Here is a 15,338-nt window from a genome sequence, read left to right on the forward strand (position 1 = left end):
ACCCTGTGACTTTAGTCATGGGAGGTTCAGGATGGAATTTTAATATACAAAAACAAAGTTTTAGCTGGGATATCGGCAAAACAAGCAAGTACTACTATAGAAGCAGTTAAAAGAGCTATTTTTTATGATTTGGACCATAGACAAGAAGTTAGAGAAACAATTAAAAAAGAAAATATAAGAAGAATTCTTATTATTGGTACATCAAAAAAAATGGTTAATCAAATTGTAGATAGATTATCAATTGGAAGAGTTTATAAATTTGTAAATATCCAAGACATAAGTACTAAGTATGAAATAGAAATAGCAAAACAATCTAGAAAAGAAGGAAATCATGTAATTCCTGTTCCAGCAGTTGAGATAAAAAGTATGACAAGTGGTCTTAGTATAAATCCATTGAAGAGGCTTTTTAGAAAAGGTAATAATAGGAATATGGTAGTTTTAGAAAAAACAATTATAAGACCAACTTTTAGCTATATTGGAAAATTTTATATTAGTGCTGATGTAATTAAACAGATTATTGAATATGAAGTATACAACTTTGGAAGCATTGATAGAATAAATAAAATCAATATAGAGAATTGCAATAATTTTATGAATATTTTTGTAAGTATAAATATCAATGATTTGGAAGTTATAAAAAAAATTGAAGATATGCAACAGATAATAAAAAAGTCTATTGAGAAAATGACTTTAGTTAATGTACAAAAAATAGATATTAACATTCATAAAATTAAAAAAATAAACTTCCTCTCATGTTAAAAAATAAACTGAAAAAATGATATACTAATTTGCAATAAAGTGTGCTATAATTAAACTGTAAATTTAGGAAATGGTTTTTCTAAATGGAGTATACATAATTATAACGTATTTATAAGGGGGCTTTCAAATGTCAGGAAAAGATGTAAATGTCTTCGAGATGGCGCAATCTCAAGTAAAAAATGCATGTGATAAATTAGGTATGGAACCAGCAGTTTATGAATTATTAAAAGAACCTATGAGAGTTATAGAAGTTTCAATTCCAGTAAAAATGGATGATGGTTCTATAAAAACTTTTAAAGGATTTAGATCACAACATAATGATGCAGTAGGGCCAACAAAAGGTGGAATAAGATTCCATCAAAATGTTTCAAGAGACGAAGTAAAAGCTTTATCTATATGGATGACTTTCAAATGTTCTGTAACAGGTATACCATATGGTGGAGGTAAAGGTGGAATAATAGTAGATCCATCAACTTTATCTCAAGGTGAATTAGAAAGATTAAGTAGAGGATACATAGATGGAATATATAAATTAATAGGTGAGAAAGTTGACGTTCCTGCACCAGACGTAAATACTAATGGACAAATAATGTCTTGGATGGTTGATGAGTACAATAAATTAACTGGACAAAGTTCTATAGGTGTTATAACTGGTAAGCCAGTTGAATTTGGTGGTTCTTTAGGAAGAACAGCTGCTACTGGATTTGGTGTTGCTGTTACTGCAAGAGAAGCTGCTGCTAAATTAGGGATAGATATGAAAAAAGCTAAAATAGCTGTTCAAGGTATAGGAAACGTTGGTTCTTATACAGTTCTTAACTGTGAAAAACTTGGTGGTACTGTTGTAGCTATGGCTGAATGGTGCAAATCAGAAGGTTCTTATGCTATATACAATGAAAATGGTTTAGATGGTCAAGCTATGCTAGATTATATGAAAGAACATGGTAACTTATTAAACTTCCCAGGAGCTAAGAGAATATCTTTAGAAGAGTTCTGGGCTTCAGATGTTGATATAGTAATACCAGCTGCACTAGAAAACTCTATAACTAAAGAAGTTGCTGAATCTATAAAAGCTAAATTAGTTTGTGAAGCTGCTAATGGACCAACTACTCCAGAAGCTGACGAAGTATTTGCTGAAAGAGGAATAGTTCTTACTCCAGATATATTAACTAATGCTGGTGGAGTTACAGTTTCTTACTTCGAGTGGGTACAAAACTTATATGGATACTACTGGTCAGAAGAAGAAGTAGAGCAAAAAGAAGAAATAGCTATGGTTAAAGCATTTGAATCTATTTGGAAAATCAAAGAAGAGTACAATGTTACAATGAGAGAAGCTGCTTACATGCATTCAATTAAGAAAGTTGCTGAAGCTATGAAATTAAGAGGTTGGTACTAGGATTTACTCTTAATAAATAATAGGATATAATTATTTAAGATATAAAGGGGCTGTACATAGTACAGCCCTTAAATTATTTGGCTCATTTTTTGTTTTAATTTATAAATAACTTGATAAATTATGTAATTTAGAATTTAAAATGCTATAAATAAGATGGGTGAAAATTAATGGTTGATTTAATTTTGAATGGACTTTTTAGAACGGTTATAGTAAGTAGTTTATGTATTCTTTTAATATTAACTTTTAAGAAAAGTATATTTAAAAGATTTAGTAAAAAATTTAACTATTATATATGGCTAATAGTAATTATTAAATTGTTATTACCATTTACGTATTATACTCTTACTGTGAATGTTTTTAGAAGAAAAGAAAATATAAACATTGATAATATTAATTTGGAGTATTTTAATAAAGCACAAACTTCATATAGTAGTATTTTATTGTATATTTGGATTTGTACTGTGATAATATATTTACTTTATACTATATTTAAATATATAAAACTTAAAAATTTAATAGATGATTTATCTTATGATGTTGATGATGAAGAGATAATAAATCTTTATGTAGGTTTATTAGAAGAGCTCAATATATCCAAAGATATAAAACTTAAGTATTCTCATGAAGTTGAGAGCCCAGTATTTTTTAATTTATCTGTTCTTTTACCACCACATGATTACAAATTAGAAGAGTTAGATTGGATTTTTAGACATGAACTTATGCATTTTAAAAGCAAAGACCTTCATTTAAAATATTTAGTATTATTTTTAAAAATAGTATATTGGTTTAATCCGTTTGTATACATAATGGAAAAATATATGGATTTAGATTGTGAACTTTATTGTGATGAGAAAGTTTTAAAAAATTGTACTGTACAACAAAAGCAAGCATATGCTTTAACTATTGTAAATGCAATGAAGAGAGGTACAAATTTTTCAAATAAATTTGTAGCTGGCTTAAATAAACAATCTGATATTAGAAAAAGAGTAATGAGTATGTTCAGTGAAAAACATAAAAATGGTATCTTAATGGCTTTAATTATAAGCTTGTTTTCTTCTATTACGTTCTTTAAATTTGATTCAACTAGTATTATTGAAGAGAGTGATTTCTTAGAGAGATCAAGATATACGTTTGAAGGAAGGCAAGAAGACATGTTTGTAACCATAGATTTTACATATGCAAATGCGCCTAGAAAACTGAGAAGAGAGCATGAAGAAAACTGTAGAGCCAATGGAATAGTACCAAAAGATTCAGATTCGATAGAAATTATTCCTAGATTTTATAAAGACTGTATGGATTTTAAAAAATGATGTTAGATATAATATTAATGTTAATATTATGAATTTTTTGTATTTAAGTGTGAAATTTATAGATAGTTGAAGTAATTAAAGATGATTGATGCATAGTAATCATTACTAAGCTATAATTAATTATAAGGGCTTTTAAATAAATTATGAATTACAATAATTATAAAATGATAAAAAATAGTTATCTGTTACAAAAAATATATTTTTGGTTAATAAAGACAATATGAAAACTTAAAAGGTAATTAAACTTAAATATAAAATACTCTTAAATAAGATAGGGGAAAAATGTACTTAAAAGATTTAGCAAAAAATTTAACTATTATATTATGGATGATAGTTGTTATTGATATATTATCTAAAAAAATTAAGTATGAAAAGATTACTGCTAGGACAATCTTTTAATACTTAATTTTTATATATTCATATGCTTCTAAATTTTCATCTTATTAATTTAGAAGCATATGAATTTGAGAATCGTTATTAGTAAATAGACTTTGATTTATGTTGAGTTAAAAACTTCACAATATATCTAACTTTATAGTAACTTAATCAAAAAATATACGCCACATAAAAAAACACATAAAACAATATTTATGTGTACTTTGGCCTCGAACGATACAAAATTCTTTACTTTTACAGACCCATATTATATAATTAAATAAATAATGTATATTTAGGTGACATATTGGATAAACTAATTTATTTTATTAATATAATGATACTATAAAAGTTATATAAAGTGGTTTACAAAAAAGTTACAGATAGAGCTTTTATTAATGTATTGTGTATTAGTATTTTATCCTTAGGTACACTTCACCTACAAAATAGAATCATAAGATAATTATGGGAAATTTTAGGAGGTTTATCGTGAAGAAAAAGATATTAATACCAGTATTTGCATCAGTTATGGCATTATCAGTAAGTTCAATTGTAAATGCGGATGAAGTAAATGATTCATCTCAAAATAAGGATGATAAGACAAATACTGAATTAAATTTAGGTGAATATAAAGAAGTGAAATATAAAGTTGCAAAGATAAAAGATGGAGTAGCTATAAAAATAAGAGAAGAAGGTCAAGTTCAAAACATAGCTTATTCTGGAGATGAATTTACTGTTTTAGGAATTCAAGGGGAATGGGTTAAGGTTAAAGTTGAAGATGGCGAAGGTTGGTTAGCTACTAGATATGTAGATATATCTGAAGGTGTGGGATATACTAACGCTAATAAAGTAAACTTAAGAAAAGATAAGAGTGAAAGTTCAGAAGTAATTGAAGAGCTGGAAAAAGGAAGCTCCTTATTGGTGTTGGAAGAAAATGGAGATTGGTTAAAAGTTAAAGATGGAGAAACAGAAGGATATGTAAAAGCATCTTATATATCTGATAAAGCTCCAGTAATAGAAGAACCACAAGTAAACCCAAGTGTTAATCAAAATGGAACTTCTACAAATAATAATCAACAAAACAATGCAAATAATAATCAACAAGATAACACAAATGACAATCAAAAAAATAGTAGTTCAAATGTGCCAACAGCTAACTCTAATGCAGTTCAAGCTGTACTTAACTTGGCATATTCTAAGCAAGGTTGCCCATATGTTTGGGGAGCAGAAGGACCAAACACTTTTGACTGCTCTGGATTTACACAATATGTATATAGAAATGCAGTAGGAAAGAATATACCAAGAACATCTAAAGCACAATCTAAATATGGACAAACTGTAAGTAAAGCAAATTTACAACCAGGAGACTTAGTGTTCTTCACAACTAATGGTTCTGGTTCTGTTAGTCATGTTGGAATATATGTAGGTGGAGGTAATATGATACATTCACCATCAACAGGAAAAACAGTTCGTGTAACTAGTATAAATTCAGCATACTATACAGCAAGATTTGTTACAGCAAAAAGAATATTATAATCAGTTTGTAATATGACAAATTGATAAATACATAAATATAAACGCTCTATATTATATTTAATTTAATCAGGAAACAAAAAATGATTATATTTTAAATGTATTATAGAGCGTTTTTGTATCACTTTAAATTTAATAGGGATTTAAGTTAATATGATATAAAATAGTAGTCTTTCCATATAATGATTATTTGTGCAATCCCTTGACAGGATAAGTCAAAGGTGGTAAGCTACTAACAGTACAAAAATACTTTTAATTTTAGTTCAGAGAGGCTAAAAAAGGAGGACGAAAGATGTTAAAATCAAGAAATTTAATCCAACCAGAAGACTTTTCAATAGAAGAAATAGATGAAATATTAGAATTAGCTCAAAAAATAATTGACAATCCGTCAAAATATTCTCGCATATGTGAAGGAAAACTATTAGCTACATTATTTTATGAACCGTCAACAAGAACAAGATTAAGCTTTGAATCTGCTATGAACAGATTAGGAGGGCGTGTCGTAGGTTTTTCAGAACCAAATTCATCCTCTGCATCAAAAGGCGAAACTTTAGGCGATACAATGAGGATAGTATCTGGTTATGTTGATATAATAGCTATGAGACATCCTCAATCAGGTGCAGCATCAGAAGCAGCTAGATTTACAGAGGTACCATTTATCAATGCAGGAGATGGCGGTAATCAGCATCCAACCCAAACACTTACAGACTTGCTTACTATAAAATCATTAAAAGGAACTTTAGAAAACCATACAATAGGATTATGTGGTGATTTAAAATATGGAAGAACTGTGCATTCTTTGGTTAAAGCTATGGCAAGATATAGGAATACAAAGTTTGTATTTATAGCACCCGAAGAATTAAAAATGCCAGATTATATAAAAGAAGCTATAAAGGGACATGCATATTATGAAACTAATAATTTAGATGATGTTATAGGAAGTTTGGATGTTTTATATATGACTAGAGTTCAACAAGAAAGATTTGAAGATAAATCAGAATATGAAAGACTTAAAAACTATTATATTTTAAATAAGGCTAAATTAGAAAAAGCATCTAAAGATATGTTAGTAATGCATCCATTACCAAGAGTAAATGAAATAGACATAGATGTAGATGATGATGATAGAGCTGTATATTTTAAACAAGCTAAATATGGAATGTATGTTAGAATGGCTTTAATAATAAAGCTTTTAGGTATAAATGAAGACTAATAGCTATCATATAATAGTAAAACAAAGGAGATTTTGGGATGTATAAAATTCTGGAAAATATATATATAGGCGAAGATATGTATAGAATGAAAGTAAAAGGTAATTTTGAAGGTAAAATGGGACAATTCTATATGTTAAGAGCATGGGATACTTATCCAGTACTTTCAAGACCTATAAGTATACATGATATAGATGAAGAAGGAATAACTTTTCTTTATAAAGTAGTAGGAGAGGGAACTCAAATTTTGAGTAACTTAAAAGTAAACGACACTATAAAATTGGAAGGACCTTATGGTAATGGATATACTAAGGTTGATGGAAAGGTAGCTCTAGTAGGAGGCGGAATCGGTGTAGCGCCACTATATTTAGTTGCTAAAAATATAAAAAACTGTGATGCATATCTTGGATTTAGAGAAGATGTTATATTAGAAGATGAATATAGACAAGTATGTAATGAGGTATATACAACAGTAGGGAATACTTTTGTAACAGATATAATTGATGTGGAGAAATATGATTATATATTAACATGTGGTCCAACTCCAATGATGGAAAAATTGGTTAAGATGGTAGAAGGTACTAAAACGAGAATTATGGTATCTCTTGAAAACCATATGGCATGTGGAGTAGGTGCTTGTTTAGTATGTACGTGTAAAACTAATGAAGGAAATAAAAAGACTTGTAAAGATGGTCCCGTGTTCTGGGGAGAGGACGTGATTTTTAATGGCTAATTTAAGTGTGAAATTTGGAAGTATAGAGTTTAAAAATCCAGTAATAATGGCGTCTGGAACTTTTGGATTTGGAAAAGAATATAATGAGATTTATGATATACAAAAACTTGGTGGTATAAGCAGTAAGGGACTTACTTTAAATAAAAAGCTTGGCAATAATGGTATGAGAGTTCATGAGACACCATCTGGTATGATGAATAGTGTTGGTCTTGAAAATCCTGGAGTCCAAGGGTTTATAGATAATGAATTACCTTTTTTTAGTCAATTAGACTTGGTCAGAATAGCTAATGTTGGAGGTGGGACATTAGAAGACTACTTATTAGGGGTTCAAATGTTAAATGATAAACCTATAGATATTATTGAATTAAATATATCTTGCCCAAATGTTAAAGCTGGAGGAATGGCTTTTGGTATAAAAAATGAAGTGGCAAGAGAAGTTGTTCGTGAGGTAAGAAACATAACGAAACTACCTTTAGTAATAAAACTATCACCTAATGCAGAAGACATTGTAGGGATGGCAAAAGTTTGTGAAGAAGAAGGTGCTGATGGCATCTCTTTAGTTAATACTTTTAAAGCAATGGCAATTGATATAAAAAATAGAAGACCAGTATTTGAAAATGTATATGCTGGGTTATCTGGACCAGCTATAAAGCCTATAGCTTTAAGAATGGTACATGAAGTGTGTAAAAATGTAAATATACCTGTAATGGGAATGGGCGGAATAACTAAAGCTACAGATGCTATAGAATTTATAATGGCAGGAGCTACTTGTATTCAAGTTGGAACTGCAAACTTTATGAATCCTAGAATTGGTCTTGAAATAATAGATGGAATTAATGAATTTATGGATAAAGAAGGAATAAAAAGTTTAGACGAAATAAGAGGAATTATATAAGGTAGAATAAATAGTATTTTAAAAATGAAAAATATAGATTAAATAAACAATAATTTTATAACATTAACATGGAGGAAAAATAATATGAGTAAAGTAGATGTAGTAGATATATTAAAGAAAAGTGATGCATTATTAGAGGGACATTTTTTATTATCTTCAGGAAAACACAGTAATAGATATGTACAATGTGCAAAAGTATTAAGATTTCCAGAATATGCTGCTGAGGTATTAAGTACAGTTGTTGAACAAATAAAAGATTTGGATATAGACTTAGTAGTAGGACCAGCTATGGGTGGAGTAATAGTTTCTTATGAGTTAGGAAGACAATTAGGAAAAGAAGCTGTATTTACTGAGAGAAAAGACAATACAATGGAGTTAAGAAGAGGGTTTGAAGTTAAAAAAGGAGCAAAGATAATAATTGCTGAAGACGTTGTAACTACTGGTAAATCAACTATGGAGACAAAAAGAGTATTGGAAGCCTTAGGTGGAGAAGTTGTAGGTGTAGCATGTATAGCAGATAGAACTAATCATGATATAGGTATGCCTATATATAGTGCTATAAAACTTGATATCCAAGTTTATGAATCTGATGAGTGTCCTTTATGTAAAGAAGGAAAATTACCAGTTGTTAAGCCTGGAAGTAGAGAGTTTAAAGAGTTAGGAATGTAATAAATAATTTAATTAATTTTAGTATTATTTAGAAAATATAAATTTTTTAGAGTAAAATCTTGTAGTATAAAATATAAATCAAAGATAAAAAACAGTTAGCCTTATAAACAAAGGTTAACTGTTTTTTGTTAAAAATATATTTACAAAATAAGAGATAGTAGCAGTACAATATTAAGTATAAGATAAAAAATTATTATATATTGAGGAGGGGGGAAGTATGAAAAATCAATTAAATGAAAGTCAGAAAAGGGTTGTATTTTTTGGAGTAGGTGCTGTAGGAGCTACTTTTGCAGAACAATTTTTAAACTCTAAATATGATTTTAAGATTCTTTGTGATAAGGAAAGAAAGAAACGATATCTAGAAGATGGATTTATAATAAATGGAAGAAGGTATGATTTTGATTATGTAACTAGGGATGAGTATAAACAAGAGGCTGATTTTATAATTATAGGTTTAAAATATAATCATTTAAGAGAAAACATAAAAGAATTAGACGGACTAGTTGGAAAAAATACAGTGATAATGTCTTTGTTAAATGGAGTGGATAGCGAAGAGATAATAGGGGAAAGATTTGGAATTGAAAAAATGGTATATTCATATGTTACCAATATAGATGCAAAGAAAATCAATAATAATATTATACATACTACTAATGGAATAATTGTGTTTGGCAACAAAGATAATAGTGAAGATAGAAAAACTAATATAATAACTGAAATCTTTGATAGTGTAAATATAGAATATATTTTATCAAAGGATATTCAACGAGATATATGGTGGAAGTACATGGTTAATATTGGTGTAAATCAAACTTCAGCTATACTTGGTGCACCTTATGGAGTATTTCAAAGTTCTGAGCATTTAAGAGAACTAGCAAAATCTGCAATGAGGGAAGTTGTTTTTATAGCTCAGGCAAAAGGTATACGTCTTACAGAAGATGATGTAGAAAATTCATTACATAGAATACTAGAACATTCAAAAGAAGGAAGAACATCAATGCTTCAAGATGTAGAAGCACATAGACCTACAGAAGTAGATATGTTTTCTAAGAATATTTGCAAACTTGGAAAAAAATATAGCATACCTACTCCTATAAATCAGACTTTTTTTTATATGATAAAAGTAATTGAAAGCAGATTTTAAAGGGGCTTTGTGAAAAACTCTAATAATTCATTGCTTTTAAATTTTATTGATGTTATATACTATTTAAATTACTAAATATTTTTAACTCTTCAATAAAAATAGTTGCTGCTTTTGATAAAGTTATATCTTTTGGAAATATATATGAGAAATGTCTGTTGTAGCTGCTTCCAAGCTCTATGACAGACAGCTCATTGTTTAAAACAGGTAAGCTTGTCACTAGATTAGAGACTATTGTAATTCCCAAATTATTTCTAACAGATTCTTTGACAGCATAGTTACTTCCAAAAACCATCATACTTTTTGGAATAATTTCTTTAACACTTAAAAACATATCTAAATAATCTCTAGTCCCAGAGCCATCTTCTCTGACTATCCATTTTTGGTCCTGAAGTTTATTAAAACTGAAATCTTTTAACAAAGAGCTATTATATGGAAGTGCTAGAACCATCTTATCTTCAAAAAAATATTCTTGAATAAATGAAGGTGAAGAGCAAGTACCTTCAATAAGACCAATGTCTAGAATATAATCCTTAACATGAGAACACACAATTGATGTATTTTTTATAAAAATTTCTACATCTATGTCAGGATACTTTTGAGAAAAGAGTGCTAGAAAATTAGGTAGAATATATTCTCCAATAGTCAAACTTGCACCAATCTTTAAGTGCCCAGTTATAGCATCTGAAACTTGACTTACATCATGATAAGTAATATTCAAAAGATTTAATATTTCCTTAGCTCTTTTATACAATATTTGTCCACTTTCTGTTATAAAAATAGTCTTTTGCTTAATAGACCTATTTATAAGCACAACTTTAAAATAATTTTCTAGATTTTTAATATGTTTACTTACACTTGGTTGTGATAGATTTAAGTATTCTCCAGCTTTAGTAAAATTTTTATATTCAACAACAGCTACAAATGTTTTTAATTCTTCAAACAATTTTTTGTCTCCTTTACATAATGAAATTTTACATTTTTTATATACTTTCTACAAATAATTATACTACATGTAATAACCATTAAAAATATTAATCATTACTATATTATATATTTATTTTACTTATGGTTATTACAATTATATACTATTGCTATAAAGAAAACTATATTAATTATAAGGTAGGTATATTATGTTAAAGAATAAAAGCAATTTGACATCAAAAACTGTAAAAGAAATATTACCTGGATTGTTTGTATCAGTATTAGTAGGTTATATTAGTATATTTATTTCTACTCTAATTCCTAAAGTAGGAGCAGCATCAATTTCTATATTTTTAGGCATGTTTGTAGGAAATTTATTCTTAAATCAAAAGGTATTTCAAAAAGGTTATAAATTTTCAGAAACAGATTTATTATCATATTCAATAGTACTATTAGGAGCAACACTCAGTGTATCTACCTTAATAGACTTAAAAGTTTCAGGAATTTTATTTATAATATTACAAATGACAGTAACAATAATAGCAGCACTTTATATAGGGAAAAAATTAGGATTTGAAGAAAATTTTAGATTTCTAATGGCAAGTGGAAACGCAGTATGTGGTTCTTCTGCAATAGGAGCAACAGTTCCAGTAGTTAATGCCACAGATAAAGAAAAAGGAATCGCAGTAACGATTGTAAATGTTACTGGTATATTTCTTATGTTTTTACTTCCAATAATATCTCAGTTTTTATACAGCCATGAAGTTGTAAAAACATCAGCAATGATAGGTGGAACCTTACAATCAATTGGTCAAGTTGTAGCAAGTGGAGCAATTGTTGGAGAAAATGTAAAAGATTTGGCTACTATTTTTAAGATAGTAAGAGTAATATTTCTAGTTGTTGTTGTATTAGTATTTGGACATATGAAAAATCAGTCTAATAGGGAAATTCTTGAAGAAGAAAAGAATGAGATAAAAAAGAAAAAAGTAACTATACCATGGTATGTAATTGGATTCTTTATAACCTGTGCACTTTTTTCAATGAACATTATACCAAAAGAAGTATCTGTGTTGTGCAAAGAAATAAGTAACAAATTTGAAATAATAGCTTTAGCAGCAATTGGCTTAAAGGTTAATGTAAAAGATTTAGTGAAACAAGGGAAAGAAGTTTCTTTATATGGTTTATTTGTAGGTGCAGTACAAGTTATATCAGCTGTAGTTTTAATAAAAATATTTATATAGTACAAAAATAGTACTTGTAATATTAATTTGATTAATTAAAATAATATGTTACTAATAATTTATAATATAAATAAAAAATGAATTTCGATAAGTTTAAGTGGGTATAAACTTATAGAAATTCATTTTTTATTTAAGGTAAAAATTTAAAGTAAAATATTATTTTACATAATAATGACCTTATAAATTTTGAAATTACTTATCTTTGTGTTAAAATAAGTAAAATGCACATATTAAAGTTAAGTTTTTAAGTAAATAAATAAAATGAAAATATAAATATTAAGGAGATTTGGTATATGAATGTTTATGAAAATGATAATGGAGTTATACTAGAAGGAGTAACAGATTTTGACCCAGTACATATATTTGAGTGTGGTCAATGTTTTAGATGGCACAAACAAGAAGATGGCTCATACACTGGTGTTGCAAAGGGGAGAATATTAAATGTCAAAAAAGAGAATGATAAAATATATTTAAATAATACAAATTTAAAGGAGTTTAATAGTATTTGGTATAATTACTTTGATTTAGGAACTGATTATACAGAAATAAAGAATAAGCTAAAAAATATGGATGAATATTTAAATAAGGCTACTGAATTTGGATGGGGAATAAGAATATTAAGACAAGATGGATGGGAAATGCTTATATCATTTATAATTTCCTCTAATAATAGAATTCCTATGATACAAAGAGCAATAGAAAATTTATCAAGAAAATTTGGTAAGTATATAGGTGAGTATGAAGGTAATGAATACTATGCATTCCCAACACCAGAAGAGCTGAATAAGGCCTCGCAAGAGGAAATAAGAGCATGTCAAACAGGTTTTAGAGATAAGTACATAAAAAGCACTACACAGGCAGTTATAGAAAATAATGATAAGGTATCTGAATATACAAATTTAAGTACAGATGATTGTAGAAAAGAGCTTTTAAAATTTAATGGAGTAGGACCAAAAGTATGTGATTGTATTGCATTATTTGGAATGCAAAAATATGATTCTTTTCCAGTTGATGTTTGGGTTAAGAGAGTTATGCAAGAATTCTATATAGATGAAGATATGAGTTTACCTAAAATGAGAACTTATGGAATTGATAAATTTAAAGAAATGTCTGGATTTGCTCAACAGTACTTATTTTACTATGCAAGAGAACTCGGTATAGGAAAATAAATTAAGGGGGAGAAATTATGGGAGTAATAGGAACAATATTTCTGTTCTATTTAATTATATCATATCTAGCTGGAGCCATAATTTCTGTGATTATATTGCTTGAAAATAGAGACCCTGCAAAAACCATGTCTTGGTTATTGATGTTTATTATATTTCCGGGTATAGGTTTAATTATATATGCTATTTCAGGTAGAAATATTAGAAAACGAAAATTATTTAAGACTCAAAAACTAGCTAATAATATAAAAGAAAAGAAACTCTTTGATACATTAGAAAAGATAACAGAAATAGTTGAACTAGAAAAGGAATCTATAAAGCAAAATAAGCTTTTAAGAGACGAAGAGGATGGTAGTTATAGAAAAAGGGTAATAAATATGTTGTTGAAGACTGGTATGTTTCCCTTTACTAAAAATAATAAGGTGGATGTATTTGTAGATGGAAATGAAAAGTTTAAAAGACTTATAGAAGATATAAGAGAAGCTAAAGACCATATACATTTAGAGTACTTTATCATCAAAGATAGTGAAATAGGTAGGGTGTTAAAAGAAGAACTTATAAAAAAAGCCAAAGAAGGCGTTAAAATAAGAATTTTATATGATGATGTAGGATGTTGGAGATTTTGGTTTAATAGAAAATTTTTCCGAGAAATGAGAGAAGTAGGTATAGAAATTGCAGCATTTTTACCTACAAAATTTCCTATAATAGGAGGAAAATTAAACTATAGAAATCATAGAAAAATTGTTGTTATTGATGGAATAATTGGATATACAGGTGGAATAAATATAGGAGATGAATATTTAGGAAAAAATGATAAGTTTGGATATTGGAGAGATACTCACATTAGGATTAAAGGTATTTCTGTATACATGCTTCAAATGACATTCTTGATTGACTGGTATTATACAACAAAAGAAGTCTTGGTAACTAAAAATTACTTTCCAAGTGTAGGGAATATTGGTGAAAGTATGATACAGGTTGTTGCAAGTGGTCCAGATAGTGACTGGGAAGATATTCATTATGCTTATTTTTCTGCAATATGCCAAGCTAGACAAAATGTTTATATAGAAACGCCATATTTTATTCCAGATGAAAGCTTATTAAAAGCTATAAAAAGTGCTGCGCTTAGTGGAGTCGATGTGAGGATAATATTTCCAAAAATTGCAGACCATAAGATAGTAAACATAGCATCTTATTCATATTTTGAAGAAATATTAAGAGCAGGTGGCAAAGTTTATTTGTACAATAAAGGGTTTATCCATTCTAAAGTCGTAATAATAGATGATAAAATTGCTTCTGCAGGTACAGCTAATATGGATTTAAGAAGTTTTATGCTTAACTTTGAAGTAAATGCATTTATTTATGATGAAGAAGTTATTAGAGTAATGACAGATGATTTCTTTGAAGATTTAAGTCACTGTGAAGAACTTAATTTGGAGGTATTTAAGAATAGAAATATCATACAAAAAATCAAAGAATCTGTAGCAAGACTATTTTCACCAATATTATAAAAAATTATTAAAAAAGGTATTGAAAATTATGTGTGATTGGTATATTATAATAATTGTTAGCACTCTATTAGATAGAGTGATAATAAATAAAAAGTATATATATAAATCTACATATAAAAGTAGTATTAATCTAAAAATAACTAAAAACATAGGCGAACTAGTCTATACTTAATATTTTAGGAGGCGTTAATAATGAAAATAAGACCATTAGCTGACAGAGTAGTAATCAAAAAAGTAGAAGCAGAAGAAAAAACTGCAAGTGGAATAGTTTTACCAGGAGCAGCTAAAGAGCAACCTCAAATAGCTGAAGTTGTAGAAGTTGGACCAGGTGGAATATTTGAAGGGAAAGAAATAAAGATGGAATTGACAGTAGGAGACAAGGTTATATTCCAAAAATATTCTGGAACAGAAGTTAAGATAGAAGGACAAGAGTATACAATACTAAGACAGAGTGATGTATTAGCTGTTATTGAATAA

Annotated in this window: 14 protein-coding genes; 13 read left to right on the forward strand and 1 reads right to left on the reverse strand. The window is 28.1% G+C overall.

The features are described from left to right. The first annotated feature begins 129 nt into the window (after positions 1-129). The 9 genes from KGF39_RS13925 (at position 130) to KGF39_RS13965 (ending at position 10,022) form a co-directional block, all read left to right on the forward strand. Entirely contained in the window at positions 130-759 is a 630-nt protein-coding gene (locus KGF39_RS13925) for an ATP-binding protein (protein ID WP_227822760.1), read from the forward strand. A gap of 127 nt (positions 760-886) precedes the next feature. Beyond that, entirely contained in the window at positions 887-2,152 is a 1,266-nt protein-coding gene (gene gluD, locus KGF39_RS13930; protein ID WP_003420866.1) for an NAD-specific glutamate dehydrogenase, read from the forward strand. Positions 2,153-2,319: 167 nt separating this feature from the next. Further along, positions 2,320-3,462: a M56 family metallopeptidase gene (locus KGF39_RS13935; protein ID WP_227822761.1), complete on the forward strand. Its 1,143-nt coding sequence runs from the start codon at positions 2,320-2,322 to the stop codon at positions 3,460-3,462. A gap of 864 nt (positions 3,463-4,326) precedes the next feature. After that, entirely contained in the window at positions 4,327-5,373 is a 1,047-nt protein-coding gene (locus tag KGF39_RS13940) for an NlpC/P60 family protein (RefSeq protein WP_227822762.1), read from the forward strand. Positions 5,374-5,662: 289 nt separating this feature from the next. Further along, positions 5,663-6,583, forward strand: a complete 921-nt coding sequence (gene pyrB / locus KGF39_RS13945) for an aspartate carbamoyltransferase (protein ID WP_054272169.1) — start codon at positions 5,663-5,665, stop codon at positions 6,581-6,583. A 38-nt stretch (positions 6,584-6,621) separates the two neighbouring features. Beyond that, a complete protein-coding gene (locus KGF39_RS13950; RefSeq protein WP_054272170.1) occupies positions 6,622-7,314 on the forward strand; it encodes a dihydroorotate dehydrogenase electron transfer subunit in 693 nt (230 codons plus the stop codon). After that, positions 7,307-8,209: a dihydroorotate dehydrogenase gene (locus tag KGF39_RS13955; protein ID WP_227822763.1), complete on the forward strand. Its 903-nt coding sequence runs from the start codon at positions 7,307-7,309 to the stop codon at positions 8,207-8,209. Before KGF39_RS13950 ends, KGF39_RS13955 begins: the two co-directional genes overlap by 8 nt. Positions 8,210-8,293: 84 nt before the next feature. After that, positions 8,294-8,878 carry an orotate phosphoribosyltransferase gene (gene pyrE / locus KGF39_RS13960; RefSeq protein ID WP_003420885.1) on the forward strand — a complete coding sequence of 195 codons (585 nt, stop codon included), beginning with the start codon at positions 8,294-8,296 and terminating at the stop codon, positions 8,876-8,878. Positions 8,879-9,095: 217 nt separating this feature from the next. Continuing rightward, positions 9,096-10,022 carry a ketopantoate reductase family protein gene (locus KGF39_RS13965; protein WP_227822764.1) on the forward strand — a complete coding sequence of 309 codons (927 nt, stop codon included), beginning with the start codon at positions 9,096-9,098 and terminating at the stop codon, positions 10,020-10,022. 52 nt (positions 10,023-10,074) lie between these two features. On the opposite strand, the gene KGF39_RS13970 is transcribed toward KGF39_RS13965, so the two are convergent. Then, positions 10,075-10,965: a LysR family transcriptional regulator gene (locus tag KGF39_RS13970; protein WP_054272173.1), complete on the reverse strand. Its 891-nt coding sequence runs from the start codon at positions 10,963-10,965 to the stop codon at positions 10,075-10,077. Between the two features lie 187 nt (positions 10,966-11,152). On the opposite strand from KGF39_RS13970, the gene KGF39_RS13975 reads away from it, so the two are divergent. The 4 genes from KGF39_RS13975 (at position 11,153) to groES (ending at position 15,338) form a co-directional block, all read left to right on the forward strand. Continuing rightward, positions 11,153-12,184, forward strand: a complete 1,032-nt coding sequence (locus KGF39_RS13975) for a putative sulfate exporter family transporter (RefSeq protein ID WP_227822765.1) — start codon at positions 11,153-11,155, stop codon at positions 12,182-12,184. A gap of 293 nt (positions 12,185-12,477) precedes the next feature. Then, a complete protein-coding gene (locus KGF39_RS13980; RefSeq protein ID WP_227822766.1) occupies positions 12,478-13,353 on the forward strand; it encodes a DNA glycosylase in 876 nt (291 codons plus the stop codon). Between the two features lie 17 nt (positions 13,354-13,370). Next, positions 13,371-14,861 (forward strand): cardiolipin synthase, encoded by a 1,491-nt coding sequence (cls, locus tag KGF39_RS13985; RefSeq protein WP_227822767.1) that lies wholly within the window; start codon positions 13,371-13,373, stop codon positions 14,859-14,861. 192 nt (positions 14,862-15,053) lie between these two features. Then, positions 15,054-15,338, forward strand: coding sequence for a co-chaperone GroES (groES, locus tag KGF39_RS13990; RefSeq protein ID WP_227822768.1), 285 nt, complete (start codon positions 15,054-15,056; stop codon positions 15,336-15,338).

The sequence above is a fragment of the Clostridioides sp. ZZV14-6345 genome, from assembly GCF_020657775.1.
In the GTDB taxonomy this organism is placed as follows: domain Bacteria; phylum Bacillota; class Clostridia; order Peptostreptococcales; family Peptostreptococcaceae; genus Clostridioides; species Clostridioides difficile_D.

Bases quoted from the DNA above. Each gene is read 5' to 3' on its own strand.
- gluD (WP_003420866.1), top strand. From the start codon at position 887: ATGTCAGGAAAAGATGTAAATGTCTTCGAGATGGCGCAATCTCAAGTA.
- KGF39_RS13935 (WP_227822761.1), top strand. From the start codon at position 2,320: ATGGTTGATTTAATTTTGAATGGACTTTTTAGAACGGTTATAGTAAGT.
- pyrB (WP_054272169.1), top strand. From the start codon at position 5,663: ATGTTAAAATCAAGAAATTTAATCCAACCAGAAGACTTTTCAATAGAA.
- KGF39_RS13950 (WP_054272170.1), top strand. From the start codon at position 6,622: ATGTATAAAATTCTGGAAAATATATATATAGGCGAAGATATGTATAGA.
- KGF39_RS13955 (WP_227822763.1), top strand. From the start codon at position 7,307: ATGGCTAATTTAAGTGTGAAATTTGGAAGTATAGAGTTTAAAAATCCA.
- pyrE (WP_003420885.1), top strand. From the start codon at position 8,294: ATGAGTAAAGTAGATGTAGTAGATATATTAAAGAAAAGTGATGCATTA.
- KGF39_RS13965 (WP_227822764.1), top strand. From the start codon at position 9,096: ATGAAAAATCAATTAAATGAAAGTCAGAAAAGGGTTGTATTTTTTGGA.
- KGF39_RS13975 (WP_227822765.1), top strand. From the start codon at position 11,153: ATGTTAAAGAATAAAAGCAATTTGACATCAAAAACTGTAAAAGAAATA.
- KGF39_RS13980 (WP_227822766.1), top strand. From the start codon at position 12,478: ATGAATGTTTATGAAAATGATAATGGAGTTATACTAGAAGGAGTAACA.
- cls (WP_227822767.1), top strand. From the start codon at position 13,371: ATGGGAGTAATAGGAACAATATTTCTGTTCTATTTAATTATATCATAT.
- groES (WP_227822768.1), top strand. From the start codon at position 15,054: ATGAAAATAAGACCATTAGCTGACAGAGTAGTAATCAAAAAAGTAGAA.